General features: G+C 48.3%; 17 protein-coding genes. All 17 read right to left on the reverse strand.

Features of this window, described 5'->3' with window-relative positions; translation table 11 throughout:
- Positions 1 to 326 (reverse strand): MauE/DoxX family redox-associated membrane protein (locus tag AC1DWB_RS26675; RefSeq protein ID WP_477544135.1); only part of this gene is annotated, 326 nt, incomplete at its 3' end.
- Positions 323 to 769: a hypothetical protein gene (locus tag AC1DWB_RS26680; protein ID WP_477544136.1), complete on the reverse strand. Its 447-nt coding sequence runs from the start codon at positions 767 to 769 to the stop codon at positions 323 to 325. The genes AC1DWB_RS26680 and AC1DWB_RS26675, both read right to left, overlap by 4 nt.
- 188 nt (positions 770 to 957) lie before the next feature.
- A complete protein-coding gene (locus tag AC1DWB_RS26685; protein WP_477544137.1) occupies positions 958 to 1,188 on the reverse strand; it encodes a hypothetical protein in 231 nt (76 codons plus the stop codon).
- A 77-nt stretch (positions 1,189 to 1,265) separates the two neighbouring features.
- The gene (locus AC1DWB_RS26690) at positions 1,266 to 3,053 is read right to left on the reverse strand and encodes an asparagine synthase-related protein (protein ID WP_477544138.1); all 1,788 of its coding nucleotides are present in this window, start codon (positions 3,051 to 3,053) and stop codon (positions 1,266 to 1,268) included.
- Complete coding sequence (locus AC1DWB_RS26695) at positions 3,050 to 3,475, reverse strand: lasso peptide biosynthesis B2 protein (RefSeq protein WP_477544139.1); 426 nt, start codon at positions 3,473 to 3,475, stop codon at positions 3,050 to 3,052. The genes AC1DWB_RS26690 and AC1DWB_RS26695 overlap by 4 nt, the downstream gene beginning before the upstream one ends.
- The gene (locus AC1DWB_RS26700; RefSeq protein WP_477544140.1) at positions 3,472 to 3,732 is read right to left on the reverse strand and encodes a PqqD family protein; all 261 of its coding nucleotides are present in this window, start codon (positions 3,730 to 3,732) and stop codon (positions 3,472 to 3,474) included. The genes AC1DWB_RS26695 and AC1DWB_RS26700 overlap by 4 nt, the downstream gene beginning before the upstream one ends.
- 526 nt (positions 3,733 to 4,258) lie before the next feature.
- A complete protein-coding gene (gene acpS / locus AC1DWB_RS26705) occupies positions 4,259 to 4,690 on the reverse strand; it encodes a holo-ACP synthase (protein WP_477544141.1) in 432 nt (143 codons plus the stop codon).
- A gap of 6 nt (positions 4,691 to 4,696) precedes the next feature.
- Positions 4,697 to 5,506 carry an ammonia-dependent NAD(+) synthetase gene (nadE, locus tag AC1DWB_RS26710; protein WP_477544142.1) on the reverse strand — a complete coding sequence of 270 codons (810 nt, stop codon included), beginning with the start codon at positions 5,504 to 5,506 and terminating at the stop codon, positions 4,697 to 4,699.
- A 331-nt stretch (positions 5,507 to 5,837) separates the two neighbouring features.
- Positions 5,838 to 7,163: an ammonium transporter gene (locus AC1DWB_RS26715; RefSeq protein WP_477544143.1), complete on the reverse strand. Its 1,326-nt coding sequence runs from the start codon at positions 7,161 to 7,163 to the stop codon at positions 5,838 to 5,840.
- Between the two features lie 145 nt (positions 7,164 to 7,308).
- Positions 7,309 to 7,722, reverse strand: a complete 414-nt coding sequence (locus tag AC1DWB_RS26720) for a 3-hydroxyacyl-ACP dehydratase FabZ family protein (RefSeq protein ID WP_477544144.1) — start codon at positions 7,720 to 7,722, stop codon at positions 7,309 to 7,311.
- A complete protein-coding gene (locus tag AC1DWB_RS26725; RefSeq protein WP_477544145.1) occupies positions 7,712 to 9,181 on the reverse strand; it encodes a serine hydrolase domain-containing protein in 1,470 nt (489 codons plus the stop codon). Before AC1DWB_RS26725 ends, AC1DWB_RS26720 begins: the two co-directional genes overlap by 11 nt.
- 65 nt (positions 9,182 to 9,246) lie before the next feature.
- Positions 9,247 to 11,262 carry a GTP-binding protein gene (locus AC1DWB_RS26730; protein WP_477544146.1) on the reverse strand — a complete coding sequence of 672 codons (2,016 nt, stop codon included), beginning with the start codon at positions 11,260 to 11,262 and terminating at the stop codon, positions 9,247 to 9,249.
- 29 nt (positions 11,263 to 11,291) lie between these two features.
- The gene (locus AC1DWB_RS26735) at positions 11,292 to 12,572 is read right to left on the reverse strand and encodes an acyl-CoA thioesterase/bile acid-CoA:amino acid N-acyltransferase family protein (protein WP_477544147.1); all 1,281 of its coding nucleotides are present in this window, start codon (positions 12,570 to 12,572) and stop codon (positions 11,292 to 11,294) included.
- A 467-nt stretch (positions 12,573 to 13,039) separates the two neighbouring features.
- Positions 13,040 to 15,160, reverse strand: coding sequence for a VOC family protein (locus AC1DWB_RS26740; RefSeq protein ID WP_477544148.1), 2,121 nt, complete (start codon positions 15,158 to 15,160; stop codon positions 13,040 to 13,042).
- Positions 15,161 to 15,202: 42 nt separating this feature from the next.
- The gene (locus AC1DWB_RS26745; protein WP_477544149.1) at positions 15,203 to 16,852 is read right to left on the reverse strand and encodes a sialidase family protein; all 1,650 of its coding nucleotides are present in this window, start codon (positions 16,850 to 16,852) and stop codon (positions 15,203 to 15,205) included.
- A gap of 15 nt (positions 16,853 to 16,867) precedes the next feature.
- Complete coding sequence (locus tag AC1DWB_RS26750; RefSeq protein ID WP_477544150.1) at positions 16,868 to 17,749, reverse strand: carbohydrate ABC transporter permease; 882 nt, start codon at positions 17,747 to 17,749, stop codon at positions 16,868 to 16,870.
- A gap of 13 nt (positions 17,750 to 17,762) precedes the next feature.
- Positions 17,763 to 18,553 (reverse strand): ABC transporter permease (locus tag AC1DWB_RS26755; RefSeq protein WP_477544151.1); only part of this gene is annotated, 791 nt, incomplete at its 5' end.

Below are 18,553 nucleotides of genomic sequence, written 5' to 3' on the forward strand. Positions count from 1 at the left end.
GTGTTTAGACTGAAACACCCGCATCCCCACGTAAAGGTTTTTCCTACATTTTTAATTAAAACTGTAATAAAAATTAACTGTAAAAAAGCACCCACACATACACCAAGCATCCTAGTTATTGGAATTAACATCCAGATTGCAACCAGCAGTTCTAAAACAATCAGTACAGGTGCAACTAACAAGGAATACTTCCATTTTATAACTTTATATTCATTTATGATTTGGACAAAAGCATACGGATTTTTCACTTTTGCACCGCTACTCTTATAATAGATTAAAAAGATAAACAGACTAAAAGTCCATTCGGTTACCCTTAACCACATCATTGAGGGATCTCGCTTTCTGTAATCTCCACAAAACTTCTTATTTCCGTTAGAATATCAGAGGGGTGCGTTGAAGCTAAAGAAGTTTTGGAAATCACCTTCCCATTCTTAAATGCTATCATCACTGGCAAGTTTTTTATTTGAAGTTCAATAAGCAATTTTGGATCTTCAATTAAGGTTGTAGCACCATCAACGATAAGATGCTTATGTTTTAAAGTTAGCATATAAGAAGGTATTTTCGATACTTTATGTCTGATTCTCGGGTCTTTAACAGCATCTACGCAGAGCATGTATCCTGAGAAAGATGATTTAAGAAGTTGTCTTATGGATGATGTAGAGTCCATTCGAGAAATAAACGATATTTGCTGGTTTATATTTCTATTTAGCTGAACAAGCAAAATAAAGCCCAGTATAATTGTTGATCCAACTATTATCAGCTGATTCATTGTTATTTCTCCCTTGCGGCTAAATTATATAAAAAAATGTGTACCTGGGAAGGTAACTGAAAGTTTTATTACATCATTCTACTCTCTTTATAAACTGTGCAAACAAACCTTCCATGAGCAAATTGCTCCAAGCCTTGTGTTAGGGCTGGTATTTTAATGAATTGAGGAAGGTGCGCTGTAACAGTTCCTTARCAACGTGTTCCATCTCCGCCCGATCCACACTCATTATTCGGCGGTGAACTTGCACAAATTTCATTTCCATTAACACAATATCCTTCTTCATTGCAAAACAATTCATAATATTCGTACATGCCTGATTCATCGAACCAAGGAAGTTCTCCTCCCCAACTACAATCTCCTTTAATAACTTCTCTAGAATTACCGTATTGAATTAGTTGCGGAGCTACATAAGTCGCCATAAGTACATCCTCCTTTTTTTATTCCCCAGGTACACAAACTTGTAAACAAGACCGGTTTGATTTCTCACAATGGGCCTTTATTTCTTCTGTAGCAAGCCCTGTAACCAAATTTCTACTGTAATCATAAGAAACATATCGTCCCTTACAATTTGTCCTTGTCTCCATCTATTTATTAAGTCAATCCATTCTTCCTTTGTTGCCCATCCGAATTGGGTTATAAGCCCCTCTTGAATAACAGGTTGCAATTTATTCCATCCTTCTTGGATTCCTCTGAATGTGAGTTCTCTGTGATTCGTTTTTTTTAGTCTCCACAGTACTTTAGATGGGAGGTAATCCTTCATGGTCTTACGTAAAATATATTTTCTGATCCCATTAGACCAAAGCATTGACTCAGGTATTCTATATAAGAACTCAACTAATCTTCTGTCTAGAAATGGATGTTGGAGATTCACTCCAACTAACGGTGAAATCACTCGATCTGAATAAATTCTGGCCTTTGTCCCTGTAATTTGTTTAATAAATCCCCTTCGACTAAAAGAAGAAACCTCTTTATATTTGTCAATAAGTTCCTGAGAGGCAAATTGTAATAATTTCTTATATTGTCCACCGTTAAATTGAGGGGCAATACCAAAGGACCATAAAACCTTTGGAGTTGATAATCTGCACAAATTAGAAAAGCGATTAGCCTGTTTAAAGGCATTTATAAAACTACCTTTTTTAATGAAATCAGCAATTACAAATTCTGAGCCGTTAAAAACATGATCTCCACCATATCCCGTAAGTACATTTCTGGCTCCAGCATGAACTGCCTCGTGCATCAAAGAACTTGTCAAAGAAAATGAAGCTGCATTAACATGTGGTTCATATGACCATGGTGAATTGTCCGAAAAATTTTTAAACGCTGTATGCTCATCGCATCTATGATAGACAGCGGTAGTGGAATACATTTGAAGAATTGGTTCTATATATTCACGCTCATCACTTTCTTTAAATAAATCAAAAACACCGCATACAGGAAAGAGTTCCGTGTTTCTATCTGTCTTATAAACCTGTTTTCCGACCGAAAAAATTGTCGTTGAATCTAATCCGCCACTCATTAATACAGCGTTTTTTTCGTTTTGAGTTATCCTGCATTTAACTGCCTCGTTTAATATTTCGAGCAAATGTTCTTCATATTGCTTTGCATATGTATACTTAATCTCGTCCTGATTTTCAATTAAATCCCAATAGACTTCCATTCTCGTAGTTTTATTTTCAACACTAAGTGAACAAGCGCTAGGAAGCCGTGAAACTTCATGGAAAGGAGTAGAGATTGAATCAATGTGACCATTGCACAAGTAATATTTCTGAAAATATTCTTCATTTATTCTTTGTATTGAAAAATGCTTCTTAAGCATATATATATCACTTGCAATCCAAAGCATGTCATCATTTAAAATCCAAAAAAGCGTCTTGATGCCTAGTTGGTCTCTAGCCGCAAATACATTTTGACTTCTTCTATTCCATATAAAAAATGCAAATTCACCAATTATACATTTAACAGATTCCTTTCCATATCGATCAAAAAGATACAAAAAAATCAATTCGTTACTTTCTGATATCTCCATGGGCAGATTATATTTGCTCACGATATCAAATCGATTGTCTATTCGAATATCTCCAACTAGATAGTTGTCGTTTAAGTTGATGATTCTTGCACTATTACTAGCATCATATGCAGTTGTAATGGAAAAGGCCGCATTTCTTTCTACTAATGTAGTAGTCTCATAGCTTTGGGAAGTTTCTGGCGTTGGCATTGTTCTATTCCAAGTTTCCTGATCTATATGTTTACCACTTAAATCGATACTACCAAAAAACCACCTCATGAATTCTTCACATCCTTTGATGATAAAATAACTTTCAAATTGCGTGTTACTATCTCTTTCTCATTAATATTTCTACCGTTTAAGATTAACCATGCATGAGCATAGAACGGGAATTTTTTCACACCAATTACTATCTCTACCGGAATCCCTAATCTGGTTCTAATGTATTTATAACCCAAAAAAGATCGATGAAGACACTGTGCTTCCAATGGATACCAAGAACAAGCCCGATCAATTAAATCTAAATACCGTATAAGACCTGTCATTGAGTCATCATTACTTTTCTTAATTTCACTCCCCCGATATGCTGCCGTATATTGTTTAAACAAAAAATGAAATCCTTTTCTTCTTAGTACGATATCAATATATAAAAGAGTGATAACTACATTTAAGAATTGAGACAATGAAATTATTTTTTTCATCTTCTTATTACCAATCCGTTTTCCTCTAGTTTCGCAATCAATTTACTCACATCTTCCGTGGCAAGCTCGTTAGATATCTGATATTTTCTCTGCAAGCAATGAATTATCTCAATTAGCTTGTTTCCTTCTTCTACCATTCTCCATATCTCGGAACCAACAGAATCGAGTCCATATAAATAGCCGTTTTCAAGATTAAAGATTATGTACTCTCCATCATCAACAGAAGTATTAACGTATTCAGGTATAAAATACCTCAATATAGTCCCTCCCCCATTTAAAACCATTTATTTTCCATAAAATTACTTTATAATTAACATATACTATATTTAATGTGAATTTAGTGTGAATTTCTTCCACTAACGTATAATATTCGGAAGAAATCCATGGTTAAAATTGGATAGTTGTTACAGACAAGCTGTCTAATACAGTGTAAATCGGTCTAAAATTGAAGAGACCCATGATTAAATCCATGGGTCTCTCACAAACGGTATATACTTTTGTGCTCAATAGGACTTTATCATTATCACCTGCTAATCATGCTTTCGCGCACGCACTTCACGATTCGCCGACGCTAGTCTTACATCTTGAACGAGCTCCGTTTGACCTCTCGATTTACCAATCAAGCTCCCCCCTTTACTAAACAACATGACTTGTCCGGTCGCTAGCTGAATCAGTTAAACAGGATCTCGTTATCTCTGCACTTCTTGCGACAACCATTCATTTGATTATTCACACCTTAGCGACCGATACTACTCGGCAAACGCCTTCTTCCACCACAAATATCTACTCTGCACCCATCCGCTCAGCTACAACGAATGCCGCCGCCGTCGTCTCCGTATGCGTAATCGTGAGATGCAGCTGAATGGCTGCTGCCGATGTCCGCTCGTCTGCTGACGGCGACTCCGCGGCCAAGCCGAGTCGCTCCCAAGCCGCGTCACTCACACTGCAGACGGGCTTGCCATTCGCATCCGGCACGACGCGGATGTCCTGCAGTCCGACCTGGCGGCCGATGCCGCAGCCGAGCGCCTTGGCTACGGCTTCCTTGGCGGCGAAACGTCCGGCGACGAATTCTGCCAGTCGGCCGGAGCGCGACACCGCCCGTTCACGCTCCTCCGGCGTCAGAACCCGTTCGACGAAGCGCCCGCCATGCGGCTCCTCTAGAATGCGCCGTATCCGATCAATCTCCACTAGATCCATACCAATTCCAATGATCATAGCGCGTTATATCCCCGGAATCGGGACTCGCTTATGCTCGGTGCGCAAGTACTGCTTCTCCAGCTTGGCCTTTGCTTCAGCACCGATCTCTTTGCCTTCCAGATAATCGCTGTTGTCATCATACGTAATACCGAGCTCGCCCTCATCCGTCTGACCTTCCCATAGACCTGCTGTCGGCGCTTTGTCCAGTACGCTCTGCGGGACACCCAGCTCCTGCGCCAGCTGCCGCACTTGGCGCTTGTTCAACGAGCTGAGCGGCGTCACATCAACAGCTCCGTCGCCATACTTCGTGAAGAAGCCAGTAATGGCTTCGGAAGCATGATCGGTTCCGACCACGATCAATTTCAGATCGAATGCCAGCGCATACTGCATGACCATACGCGTCCGTGCCTTGATGTTGCCCTTGCCTTCGCGACTGACATGGCGATGAATGCCGATATTCTTGAAACCGTACTCGACTTCTAACGCGATTTCGTCCACCGATTGCTCGATATTCGTCTCCACCTTGTGAGTGAGCTTGAACGCCTCCGCTACAGCATAGCTGTCGGCAATATCCGCTTGCTCGCCATAAGGTTGGAACACGCCAAGCGTCATATAGTCGCGTCCCGTTTCCTGAGACAATTCATCAGTCGCCAGCTTACACAATCCTGTTGCAACCGCGCTATCCACACCGCCGCTAATCGCAATCAGCAGCCCGCTCATATGGGACCCAAGCACATATTCCTTTAGAAAATCTACGCGCCTGCGGATTTCTTCCGTCGGATTAATCTGGGGTTTAACACCTAATTTCGCGATAATGTCATGCTGCAAACTCATGATTCATCTCCCTCTCCTGCGCTTTATCTAAATCCAGTATAGACTACACGATGCATATTTCAAGCTCATGGGTTGAAAAGCTGACCAATCTCGCCCGTTCCATCTCGTGTTGCACCCTGTCGATTGCCCAAGCTACCGTACGAATAGTCGGACTTTACAGCAGCGGCTGTCCCAGCTGACTTGCCGCAACGTCGAAATTCGAGCTCAAGGGTGAGCCTGGAGCCTCGACTGCAGAGTAAAGGAACGTCCAATGAACGAATCCTCATTCCGCTCAATAAAGTCATCGGGCTATTTTAGTGAAAACACGTTCACACGGAAGCTTACAATCCTACTACAAGGAAGGTTTGCTAGACTTATTCTTACCCGGCGCCTGCTCAATGTTGATCCCATACGATTCCAGACTAGAGTAGTCCGGCTGATCGCTGAACCGTTCCAAATCGTTGTAAGCTGGAATGCCATGTAGCGCCATGTCAAGGCCTTCCTCTTCTTCCGCTGCCGTCACTCTCAGACCAATCGTTCGTTTCAAGACAGTCGCCAAACCGTAACTGATCGTAATCCCCCATATGGAAACAACCACAACTCCGAGAAGTTGGATAAGGAGCAGATGCACCCCTCCCGTTGTGAACAGCCCTTCTGATGTATCGAACAGACCTACTGCAATCGTCCCGAACGTACCGTTCACACCGTGGACGGCGACAGCCCCGACTGGATCGTCGATCTTCATTCGGTCAACGAGTAGCGTCCCCCAGATGACGAGCACACCAGCGATTAATCCGATCACGATGGCCGCATAGGGCGCGACAAAGGCACAGCCTGCCGTAATCGCCACTAAGCCAGCCAGCGCCCCATTCATCGTCATGCTCGGATCGGCCTTACCGTAACGGAACATGGTGTACAGCATAGAGGCTGCACCACCGGCCGAAGCCGCCATCGTGGTATTCAGGGCGATGGTGGCCAGGTTCGTATCGAACGCGTTCAGTGTACTGCCCGCATTGAAGCCGAACCAACCGAACCACAAGATGAACGCACCTGCAGAAGCGAGCGGAATGTTGCTCGGGGCAAACACGTTCACACTGCCGTCCGTGTTGAACCGGCCCTTCCGTGGGCCGAGTACATAGGCAATCGCTAGCGCGGACCAGCCACCGAGCGCATGAATCGCCGTCGATCCAGCGAAATCCTTCATGCCTAGCTGGGCCAGCCAACCAGCGGAGTTCCATACCCAGTGACCGGATATGGGATACATGAGTGCTACTACGAATACTGCCACGATCATGTAAGCTTTTAACGACATCCGTTCTGCAACTGCACCTGAGATGATCGAGATGACTGCTACTGCAAATCCAAGCTGAAATACGACATACGCTGCTAACGGCAATTGGATGGACGAGCTCAAGCTAAGGTTCTGCGAGGCACCCCAAAAGTCGAAGCTAAACACGCCCCCCGCATCAGATCCGAACATAATACCGAAACCTACAAGGAAAAATGCCAAAGCCCCAAGCGTCAAATCTACGAAAATCTTCATCGTTACGTTTACCGCATTCTTCGTTCGTACTAGACCTGCTTCCAGCAGACTGAAACCGCCTTCCATGAACAACACCATGGCAGCCGCCAGCACAACCCATACCGTATTTATCGCAATAATCTGCTCCCCGTTCATCTCCCACTCTCCCTTTCGCAACTATTATAGGCACGTCGGGAAGTTTAGTCAACGGAGTATGTTATATAATCTAACATGAAAGTAAAATAAAAAGCTCCCTGATGGGAGCTTTCGGTTGACTTATATGTATTAGTACGGTTTTTCATCATCTAGCATGATAGGTCATGACCTCGCCCACTCTTACGATCACTTCACCATCGACGGATGCATGGGCCGACCCCATAATAAATCCGCCCTTATGGCGAATCACTTCATAGTAGAGGTCAATTCGGTCACCCGGGCGAGCGAGTCCGGTGAATTCTGTCCCCTTAATCGACGTCAAGAAGCCTAATCCTCCCTGCTCGCCGCCCTTCACCGTAAATGCCCCTAGCTGCGCAAGTGCCTCAACAATCATCATGTGCGGCATGCACGGCTCCGACTCCGTGATGAACCACTCGTTCCGACTTACATGCTTGTATCCTTTCGCCCACTTGCCCTCTTCTACCTCCACCACACGGTCTATCATGACGAAGGGATACCGGTGCGGCAGCGTGTTCATAGGGTTGAGTTTACCTTTCATCCATACTACCCTCCAGCAAGTCAGGCTCAGTCGAACCGAATCTGACGTCCGTCTCAATCCGAATACTCACCCGCTCCTGGGCAAAATGGAAGGTGAGCGTATCCGCGAACGGTGTCTCGATGAATCGCCAGTTCATGACAAACGTATCCGGACTCTCCCACTTCCCACTAGCTACATAACGGGCGGTGGTCGGGGCGTTATACGTGATGTCCTCCACCCAGTGGCCCATTCCACAACGCACCTGCATTTCACCTATTGGACTCCAAGCTGTAATCAACACTTCCTTCTCGTCGATTTGCATCTTAGCAGCCTGAATACCCCGGTTATTTTCCTTAAATGTATACATCTTGCCCGACACTAGTTCCGCCACAGAAGGTACAACACCAGACTGGAGAGGGAGATAAGCCAAGGAAGCGGATACCTCACACAACCTCGCATATTCCTGCTCATCTGCCTCCAAAGGACCTTCCGCTATCGCTGGTAACAGATGTTCCCATATCAAGTTAAGTGTGCCTTGCATATCCTTGCTACCGGCTGTCATCGCAATGACAATGTCCTGCTCCGGCATCACTATACAATATTGTCCGAAGGCACCGTCTCCGCGATATGCACCGTATCGGCAACGCCAGAACTGATAGCCATAACCTTGTTGCCAATCCGGATTAGTGTTGCTGCTGGCATTCGAGACTTGATACGTTGTCGCTTCATCGATCCACGCTTCATCTATTAAATGAGTCCCTTGCCAGACCCCTTTTTGCAAATACAGTTGTCCGAACTTGGCAATGTCCTCCGTCTTCAGCGTCAAGCCCCAACCACCTGTACTGATTCCGCGCGGACATTGCTCCCAAGTGGTTCCCTCAATCCCGAGTGGCCGGAATAGCCGGGGCGTCAAATAGTCGTGCACGGTTTGCCCCGTTAGCTTCTGCACGATTGCAGATAGCATGTAAGTCGCTCCGCTATTGTAAGTAAAGTGCGTCCCCGGCTCATATTCGACGGGCTGATTCAGAATGACTTGTACCCAATCTTTTTCTCCTCGCATTACTTGATCCATCGATTCCACAGCATGGCCGGTAGACATCGAGAGCAGGTGCTTCACGCACATCTTGTTCAAGTTGACGTCATCGCTAATATTTTTGTCCGGAAAAAAAGTCACCACACGATCTTCCGCCGTCAACAAACCTTCTGAAACCGCAAGTCCTATGGCAGTTGAAGTGAAGCTCTTGCTGAGAGAGAACATCATATGCGGCCGTTCCGGTCCGTACGGTGACCACCATGCTTCCGAAACAACCTTCCCATGACGAAGCAGCATGAAACTGTGCATCCCCAACCGTTCATCACTCGCTGCCACCAGGAAAGCTGTTATTGCAGATGAGGCAATACCATTATCTTCAGGCCGGCTGCGTGGCAGCATGTGGTCGGAAGTGGAGTTACTATCCATCGCTCTAATTACTTTGGACATTTGTTCATCCTCCTTCAACTGATTCCCCTCCAATTGTAACATAATTCCATATGGTAGAGAGAGTCTCAATGTTGCGATAGAGCATTGCGGACAGCCAGAATGTACTTCGCCTGATCGAGTGGATTGACGCCCCGGCGGGTGCGCTCCGCCTGAACGTCCAGCGGACAATCCTGGTAACCGCTGAAGAAGGTGGAGATGGTGCCGCGCCCTCTCGTCAACGTCCCGAGCCTGGCAGGGAAGTCTAGCGATGTCGCCACTGGCAGTATGCCCTCGATCTCTATCCGGCCGTTGCGTACGACCGGAGCATCGAATTCGCTGCGCATCAGAACGAGCTCACTCATCAGCTTCCCCCCGTAATCCTCCGGCGCAGATAAGCGGAAGCGCAGCAGCGGCTCCAGTAGCTTCGTACCGATCCTCGCGAGCCCGTCCATAATGCCCATCGGCGTGGCGATGACAAAATCTAGCGGATGCGTATGCCACACGTGGTGCTCTCCCTCGACAAGCGTTACTTTCAAGTCTGTAACTTCCCAGCCCAGCAGCCCTTGCTGCAGCGACTCCGGGACGCGGCGAGCTACCTCGTTCTGGTATCTGACGAGCAGCCGCTCTCCTCTTACAACCGAGTGGTACTGCAACCCGCTTCCACGCTCGCCCGGTTCCATGCGAAACCGCAATATCGCCCAGCACGGCTTCGGCATGGTGTAGGCAATGAACCCTTCACCCGCTTGCAGCAGCGTTTCTTTGTAAATGACCGTAGGCTCTCCGAATACGACTTCTAGCCCGAATCGGCTCTTCAGCACGCTGGTTAATACTTCAATCTGAATCGGGCCCATCACCTTCAGGTGCATCTCTCGCTCTTCGTCTAGCCAGTGCACGTCAAGCTGCGGGTCTTCGTCGGCCAGCTCCCGCATGGCTGCGATGACCGATGGATACTCCGCCGCATTCATCCAATGCACTTGCACATTCAGCAGCGGCACGGCGATACGCTTCTCCCCTGGCACCGCATCAGGGGAGCCGATGATGTCACCGATCCGGACACGGCTCCAGCCGCACACAGCCGCGATGTCGCCAGCTTTCAGGACACCGATGTCCTTGAACCTTGAGCCATCGATCCTCCGTATCTGCGTCACCTTCTCTTCGATGTCCAACGAATGATTGCGGACAGAACTACGGTTCTGAATCGTGCCATTGTACAGCCGGACATAAGCGGTCCGACCCATAATGGCATCCTTCTCGATCTTGAACACGACCCCGGACAGTGGAGCGTCCTCTTGTCCGACTGGACCCGGTAGACAGTCGATGACCGCATTCATGAGCTCAGCTACACCAATGCCGCGATTCGAGGCTCCGAACAGTACCGGGAATAGCTCGCTGCCGTGCACTCCCTCGATGAGAGTATGCATGGCTGCCTCCGTAGGGAGCGTACCCGTATCTAGATATTCCATCAACAGAGTATCATCCCGCTCCGCTATGGATTCCAGCAGCAGCTTGCGGTAGAGCTCGGCGATTGCTGCAGTAGATGCTTCAGCTGTATTTGCCGCCCCCTCAGTAAACAGGTCGAGCACCCCTGCGAAATCACCCTCTGCTCCACTTGGTGCTTGGACAGGAATCGCTCCGGACGAGAGCAACTGACGAATCTGCGTCAGGACGGTGTACGCTTCTGCACCGACGCGGTCCATCTTGTTCACGTACAGGAGAGTAGGAATCCTGAGCTCTCTGAGTGCCTGCCAGATCACTTCGGTCTGGGCCTGAACACCCTCCACAGCCGAGACGATCAGCACCGCCCCGTCCATGACGCGCAGTGTGCGCTCCACCTCCGACAGGAAATCCACGTGTCCCGGTGTGTCTACCAAATTGATGTGCGTTTCTTTCCATAGAATCGTCGTAACGGCCGATCGTACGGATATGCCGCGTTCCCGCTCCACATCGAGCCAATCGGTCTGCGTCGTACCCGTATCCACGCTACCAAGTGAACGGATTCGTCCGCTTCGGTAGAGCATTTGCTCGGTCGTCGTTGTTTTTCCTGCGTCCACATGGGCGAATATGCCTACGTTGCGCATCGCTGCTGTCGGCTGCCGGCTCATTCTGTTAATCTCCTTATGGGATAACCTATTTATATTGTAAAAGATTGCTCTAGAAATCGTATAACCCGCCTCCATGAATCTTCGGAAGCATGCGCATTGTTCGCTGCCGTACCACCGTTCATAGTAAGCTGTGTTGTCGGTACATAAGGATACCGGATCATATGTCCGGTGTCTTGGTAGTGCAAATGCTCGATCCGATGAGAGAAGTGGTTCGCTCTTAATCTCTCTGTAATATGCTCTCCGTATAGTTCGGCTGGCCACCAATGGTCATCGGAAGAAGTAATGATCATGATGGGGCCTGAGATGTTCTCGACCCGGATCGTTGCTTCTTCTACTATATCACACTGCTCCCAGGCCGCTCGATGAATAGAGTCGATTCGCCTACCGTTATTCAAGCAAGCATCAGCTTCCGCGCACTGTTCAGTCGTCCAGTTCACATAACGAACTGGAGATCCCCGATAACTCCATGAAGAGTATGTTCTGTATTCATCGTCTGCTCCTAGCTCGAAATTGCCTATGCATACCGTCGAACTGGGGCTGGAGGCGATTACAGCTTTGATCTCTGGATACGTGGAGCCTAGCAGCAAAGCTAATTCCGCGCCTTTGGAGCGTCCGAATAATCCGAGCCGATCTGGTGCGACCTCCTCCCTGGCTTGCAGCCAATGAATGGCCGAAGAAAAATATTCCAAAGGAATCTCTCGAAGATGCTCGGGAAGATGCTCAAAGCGAAAGTAGGCTAATGCTAATGCAGGAAAGCCATGTGAGGCGAACAATGCAGCATATTGCAATTGCGAACCAAGTCCTCCTTCGCCTCCACCAAGCACGATTATGCCGGGCGCTGCTCCAGTTCCACGTTGCTGTGGGTAGAAGTATTTACCGACCAGTCCGTTGTCCGTTACATCCAAGCTAGCTACATCTGAAGAAATGTGACGTCTGTGCAGGATATCTTGTACTCTTGTTTCCCCCTCGATCTCAGCAGTTAGCACAATTTCTACAGAACCTGGGGTGAAATGCAGCTCATTAAGCTTGCGGGTCCCGTTATAACGCACATGCGATGCCTGCATGGACCAAAACAACCCCATTGCATCTACCCCGCTATACGTGCCGGACAATGGCGCATCTCGATCCAATTGAACTTCACCGTTCAAGTCTGCACGAAACGATGCATAAGCCTCCGCTTCATAGATTGCCCCCGGGATTTCGCTCATCTTCGCGCGGACCGTTACTAGCTGGCCGGGAACAAAGCCAGTCAGTCGGATCACCACCCGCTCGTCGACCAATGCCGTTCGTGGCTCAACGATAAGTTGCATTTTGATCACTCCCAAACAACAGATTATACTATTAAAAGTAATTTATATTACTATATAGCGCAATACTTTATTGTATTAGGTCGATATGTTCGGAAGTAGTAGAAACGCGTGAACGATGAGGAACGGAAATGTGGCACATTTTGCAACATTATCGGTCTGAATGGGGTGATATCGAGAGATGTCGAGGATTTTGAAGTGAAAGTGTGGCATTTTGTGCAACATTTATTGCGAAGCCTTGGGGGCTCCTCTAAGAAAAAAAGCCACAGCATAAATCGCCGTGACTTGGTACGCTAAGCCGTTAAAAAAGTTAAAAAATGCTTTCTTGCCAGCCGCACTCTCCCAATCCGCCGCAACTCGTTCACAAAAGTCCTATCGCGAATAAAGGTTGATTCTTCTAAGCAGGTAGTATAACTGGTCAAAGTGGAGTCGAACTTGGCCCGCTGGCCCGATTCACCGGAGTAGATCGTTCAATGAACTTCGGGCAGTACAAACAGCTTTCCTTCTCCTGCCGAGAACCCGATGAGCAGTTGGCCTGTCTGGCCGACGATTCCGGTTATTTCGTTAGTTCCGGTAGCCTTGGAAACCTCTTCTACCGTACCGGGATGTCCTTCTACGGTGAATGCAGCCGTACGCGCATTGGCATAATCCCGGTTAACGACAAATACATATTCTCGGCCGGTGCCATCCTTGAAGTAACCAATCACGAACGGCTGTGTCGAGTCGGTTGGCCGAAAGAAGAAATCGGCGGGAAGCGCCTTCGTTTCGGCAGGCAGCGTCCCGGTATGGTAAACCGCCTGGGAGGTGAGATTTTGCAGGGTGGCACCCAAATTCAATACATCCGCATTCAAATTTTTCGCCCATGTGTATGAACTGTTCGACGTGCCGCCCGGCAAAATCAACCCGTTGTTGAATCCGGAAATCGGTGGCGTCACATAGGTGAAGTAAATCATCCCCTTCGCTCCGTAAGCGAGATTTGTGTATACCTGATATTTCATCTCGGCTTCTGATGGGGGACGTAAATTATTAGTGATGCCGACCGACTGGATATAAGGCCAGAAATCGATGCCGCCGAGCAAAGCTTGCCTGCGAATGATTTCCAAGTTCTCGAAGTACGACTTGCTGTCCTGGCCGTTTTTCTGAAACGGATAGTGGTCGAATACGAGTACATCCGGATTCAGAGACACCCAACGGTTCACATAGTCTTCATATGCTTTTCCCAGAATGGTTTGATTGACGGCATAGTAAAAATCTGCGTTGATCGCGGTACCATTCATATAGCCGGTTCCGTCGGGGAACCAATTCACGCCGTTCTGCGAACGAACGACCCAGCCGACCTTGTTATCCCCTCCGCCATTGTGCGTCAGCTCCCAATAATACGTCGTATCGGCACTGACATTAGCGTTAAGCGGAAAAGGAATCCAAGTCCCGCCGTTGGCACCCCCGAATGTTTTATTGGCCAGCAGTGTTTGTTTCGCCGGAGAATCCCACAGTGATAACGTCAGAAACTCGTCATTTCCCCAGGTCGTGCGGTCAATATACAGACTGATGTAGTCGATTTTCATTTCATTCGGCTTGGTCTTGAAGGTTTGGCCGACTGATAATGCACTCGATATGAACACGCCGGTGAAGTTGGTTATCGTCCCTAGCGTCTGCGTCGGGTCCACTTGGTTTGGAAACAGATTGACGAAGGAAAGCCGATCAGGGTCGGTCAACTTCAACCGGTCCGATGTTTCATCCAGCTTCGCATACAAGAGAGCGGACGGCTCGTCGATGAGATTATAGCCGAGGACTGCTGAGTTGCTTTTGTAATGATTGGCGATTTCATCGAGAATCGTATCGGACGGACGTTGGCCGTCGAAATATGCTCGGGTAGAAAATTCGACGTCGAACGTCAGGTCGAACGGTTGAGCGACACTGTTTATATAGGCCTGCCCTCCCGCATACACATCCGAGCTGCTCGCCATTATCCCGATGGGCGTCGTGCTGTCGGTCGTAAATTCGTAATAGTAAGTATGATTGAGCGCACTCAAGGCGTAAATATCGAAGGAAATATCCTGTGAGGCAAACGGTCCTGTCACGGTGTCGGTCAAATAAACGGGACCGCGGGACAAAGAACTGTAAGCGACAAGCGTAATTGATGTATTGCTGGACAAGCTCGCCGGGTCAAGGCGCAACCGAATCGTACTTACCGCGCCATATACGCTCGACGATACGAAGGTTTGGCCGACGGGATTGCCATAGGTGAGCTGTACGACGCTTCCGGTCGCAGGCTGCGTCAGATGCTGCCGACTGTTATACGTCAGCCTTCCGTCGTTCACAATCATTTTCAAACCGTTGGCAGCCGCATAACCGAGAGCCTTATCGGTTTCCTCGAACGTATCCAGGAAGTTCGAACCCAATATAAAATTGGCATTCATGTCGGCGATTTCGGCATACTTGGCATTCGTCGTTTCCGTCGGACCGGGATTGTAATAAATACCGATAGGAAACGAACCGTTCACTGATGGCATGGCATGGGCCGGTACCGTAACGGCAAACAGCGCCATGAAAATCACAAACAAACAGAGCTTCCTTCGTACCTGTTTCATTTGAAAATTCCTCCCTCAATAGGATAGATTGCCTTTCCGCCCTTAGCTCCAGCTTTTACTATCGATCCGGTCTACTAGAAGCCCGCCTCCTTCACTTGCCGCAAACAAACGGATGTAGGAAATTCCGTCGCCCTGCTCGAGCTTCGGCAATGTGCCTGCCGCCGTACCGTCAACCGTAATTGCAGCAAGCTCCATGATGCAGTCCCAGCTGATCGCGAGATCGTACCACTTCCCGGCTTCTAGCGTAGGCGAAGGCCATACGTGAATATATTCGCTTTCGTTTCTGTATTGGGTGTATATCCGCCCGTCCGGACCGAGCTTGATACGATACAACCCGCCTTGACGATTGCCCGGCTTCAGGAATGTTTCCGACAAGGCGATGAACGTTCCGCCGAACCCTGCCTCAAGCTTCAATCGCATGCTAAGTTGTCCGCGTCTGTGAAGGGGAAAATTCCAGGTCACCCCTGCTGGAGCTTTCGCATCGCTTCTCTGCAATTGCAGCAAGGAATCGCCGCCGTCACCATTTGCGATCGTTGCGCCGGACGGGGTAACGGAGCAGCCAGTCAAGCCGTCCTTCCAATCCTCCGCACCATGCGGCTGCTCCACCCAGTCCGGATCTACGCGTACGGCCCGGAAACTGAGCGTATCGGTCCAGCGGCGCATGTCGACGTCGAGGTAACCGACGAGAACGTTACCGTCCGCAAGCTCCGTCATCCATGGATAGCAGACGGAATGGTCCGGGTCATTGCCGGGAAGAAGCCTGACTACTTCCCGGTACCCGCGCCAAATGCCGTCCCGCCCCCGTATAGCGGCGACGAGCGACTGTCTGGCATAACCGATTCCGTCAAAGATCGGTTCGCCCTGACAGTGATTCCAGCACATCATAATTCGTCCGTCACGAAGCCGCAGCAAGCCGGCCGGGGCATTTGCCGAACGGAAAGCGGTAGGCTCGGATTGGCTCCAAGTCTCCCCTCCGTCTGATGAGAACGATTCGTACAATCTCCCTGTCGTCGTGCGAATGACCATCCAGAGGAGTCCGTCCTCCAGCTCCACCGTGACCGGCTCCACTGCGCCTGATTCCATGCCCATACTGCCATTCTCGATGGTAACGAAGTTCGAGGCCTGCCGCCACGTGTAGCCTTGATCGTCGGAGAAGATGACCGTACTAATGAACGTTTTCCCTTCGGACATATATGAAAATGGCATAACTACTCTTCCCGACGAAAGCACGGTAATCGCGTTCAACGACCCTGTGTATCGGTGACCGTAATCAATTTTGATCGGTGCCGACCAGGTATTTCCCTGATCGGCGGAGTACAGATGCAGCATCTCCACGACTCTGTCCTTGTAAGGAGTGTCCGCGTCAAAGTTCAACAAGTTAAATACATATACATGTACGGTGCCTTCCGCATCGACAAACAGGCCATGATCCAAATCATGTATTTTGATCGCACCCGTCATAAACGGAAATTCACAAACAAGTGACGGCGCCCCCCACGTAACGCCATGATTCTCCGACCATCTCGCGTACAGCCGTTGGGAGATGGAGGTATTCGCCCACTCGCTCATCTTTTTGCCCTCCACATAAAGGGAGAGTACCGTACCGTTAGGCAACGCTGCAAACGGACCCAGCCTGCCGGAAAAATCGACTTTCTTTGGCTTTGTCGGCATTTTCGCTTTTAGGTCTTTCACTGGCAGTTCCACTCCTTAACCTTTGATTGATCCCGTCAGCATTCCCTTGACAAAATACTTCTGCAGGAACGGATAAACGCACATGATTGGTACGGTCGCAATCATAATTGCAGCCGCCTTTATGCTCTGTGCAGTCGGCTTCTCAACAAGCCCCGCCGTCACATCCTTGGTAAGATCCTCACTCGATGCAGCTAGCACCATCTGCCGCAAAATTGCTTGCATCGGCATCTTGTGCATATCATTGATATAAATAACAGCGTCAAACCAGGCGTTCCAATGGCCAACCGCGTAAAACAATCCGATAGTGGCATAGGTCGGCAGCGTAAGCGGAAAAATAATGCTGACTAAAATGCGGAAAGGTGAAGCTCCGTCAATGATCGCCGATTCCTCGAGCTCTTCCGGTATTTGCGCAAAGAAGTTTTTCATAATGATCAAGTACCACGCGCTGACTAACCCCGGTATGATCATGACCCAGAACGAATCGATCAGATGCATCCCTTTTAGCAGCATATAAGCGGGAATAAGTCCGCCGCTTACCAGCATCGTAATGAAAACGAAAATAATCATCGCATTGCGACCGGGGAGGTTTTTGCGGGACAAGCCGTACGCCATCATCGACGTAAAAAGTAAATTCGCACACGTTCCGATCACAACACGCAAAATCGTCACTTTATAAGCATTCAGAATGACCGATTTTTCGTTCAGCAACACTTTGTACGCCGTAAAATCAAACGTTTCCGGAATTAGAATGAAATTCCCCCGGCGAATCAGCTCGTTTTCGCTTACTAACGACGTCGACAAAACAACCAGAAACGGCAATATAAACAACAAGGCCAGCAAAGCCAGAAACAAATAATTGAACGATTGGAAGGTTACTTCGCCCTTTGACATCTTCATCCGTACACACCCTTTACCAAATGCCTTCCTGTCCTAGCTTCTTAGCCACATAGTTGGTACCGAGCAGCAGCACGAGCGCCACCGCGGATTTGAATAGCCCCACTGCCGTGGCAAACGAATACTGCATGTCGATTAACCCGCGCCTATAGACGTACGTATCGATAATATCCGCCACCTCAAATACCGGAGGAGAGTACAACAGGAAAATTTGCTCGAACCCGGCATCCAGCAAATGTCCGACCGAAAAAATCAGCATGATCGTAATAATAAACAGAATACCGGGAATCGTGATGTACACGATTTGTTTCCATTTTCCAGCCCCGTCCATAATAGCCGCTTCGTACAGATGCGGATCGATTCCACTGATGGCCGCCAAATAAATGATCGTCCCCCATCCGACCTCCTTCCATACGCCCGAAGCGACAAGAACGCTCCTAAAGTAAAGACTGTCTCCTAGAAAGTAGATCTCCTCAAAGCCGAGCTTTTGCAGCACGGCATTGACAATTCCGCCGTCGGTAGTTAATAGCGTCGTGATAAGTCCCGCGGCAATGACCATGGATATGAAATGAGGCAAATACGAGATCGTCTGTACGATACGTTTGAATGCGACGCTTCTCACTTCGTTGATCAACAAGGCGAGAATAATCGGCGCCGGAAAACCGAATAGGAGCCTGTATAGGCTGATTACAATCGTGTTTCGCATCGTATCCCAGAAATAATAGGAGTTCATAAAATTCTTAAAATGGAGAAAGCCTACCCATTCGGATTGAAAGATGCCGCGCAGCCCTTCGAACGGGGCTATAT

The sequence above is a fragment of the Paenibacillus sp. P4_E11 genome, from assembly GCF_056401635.1.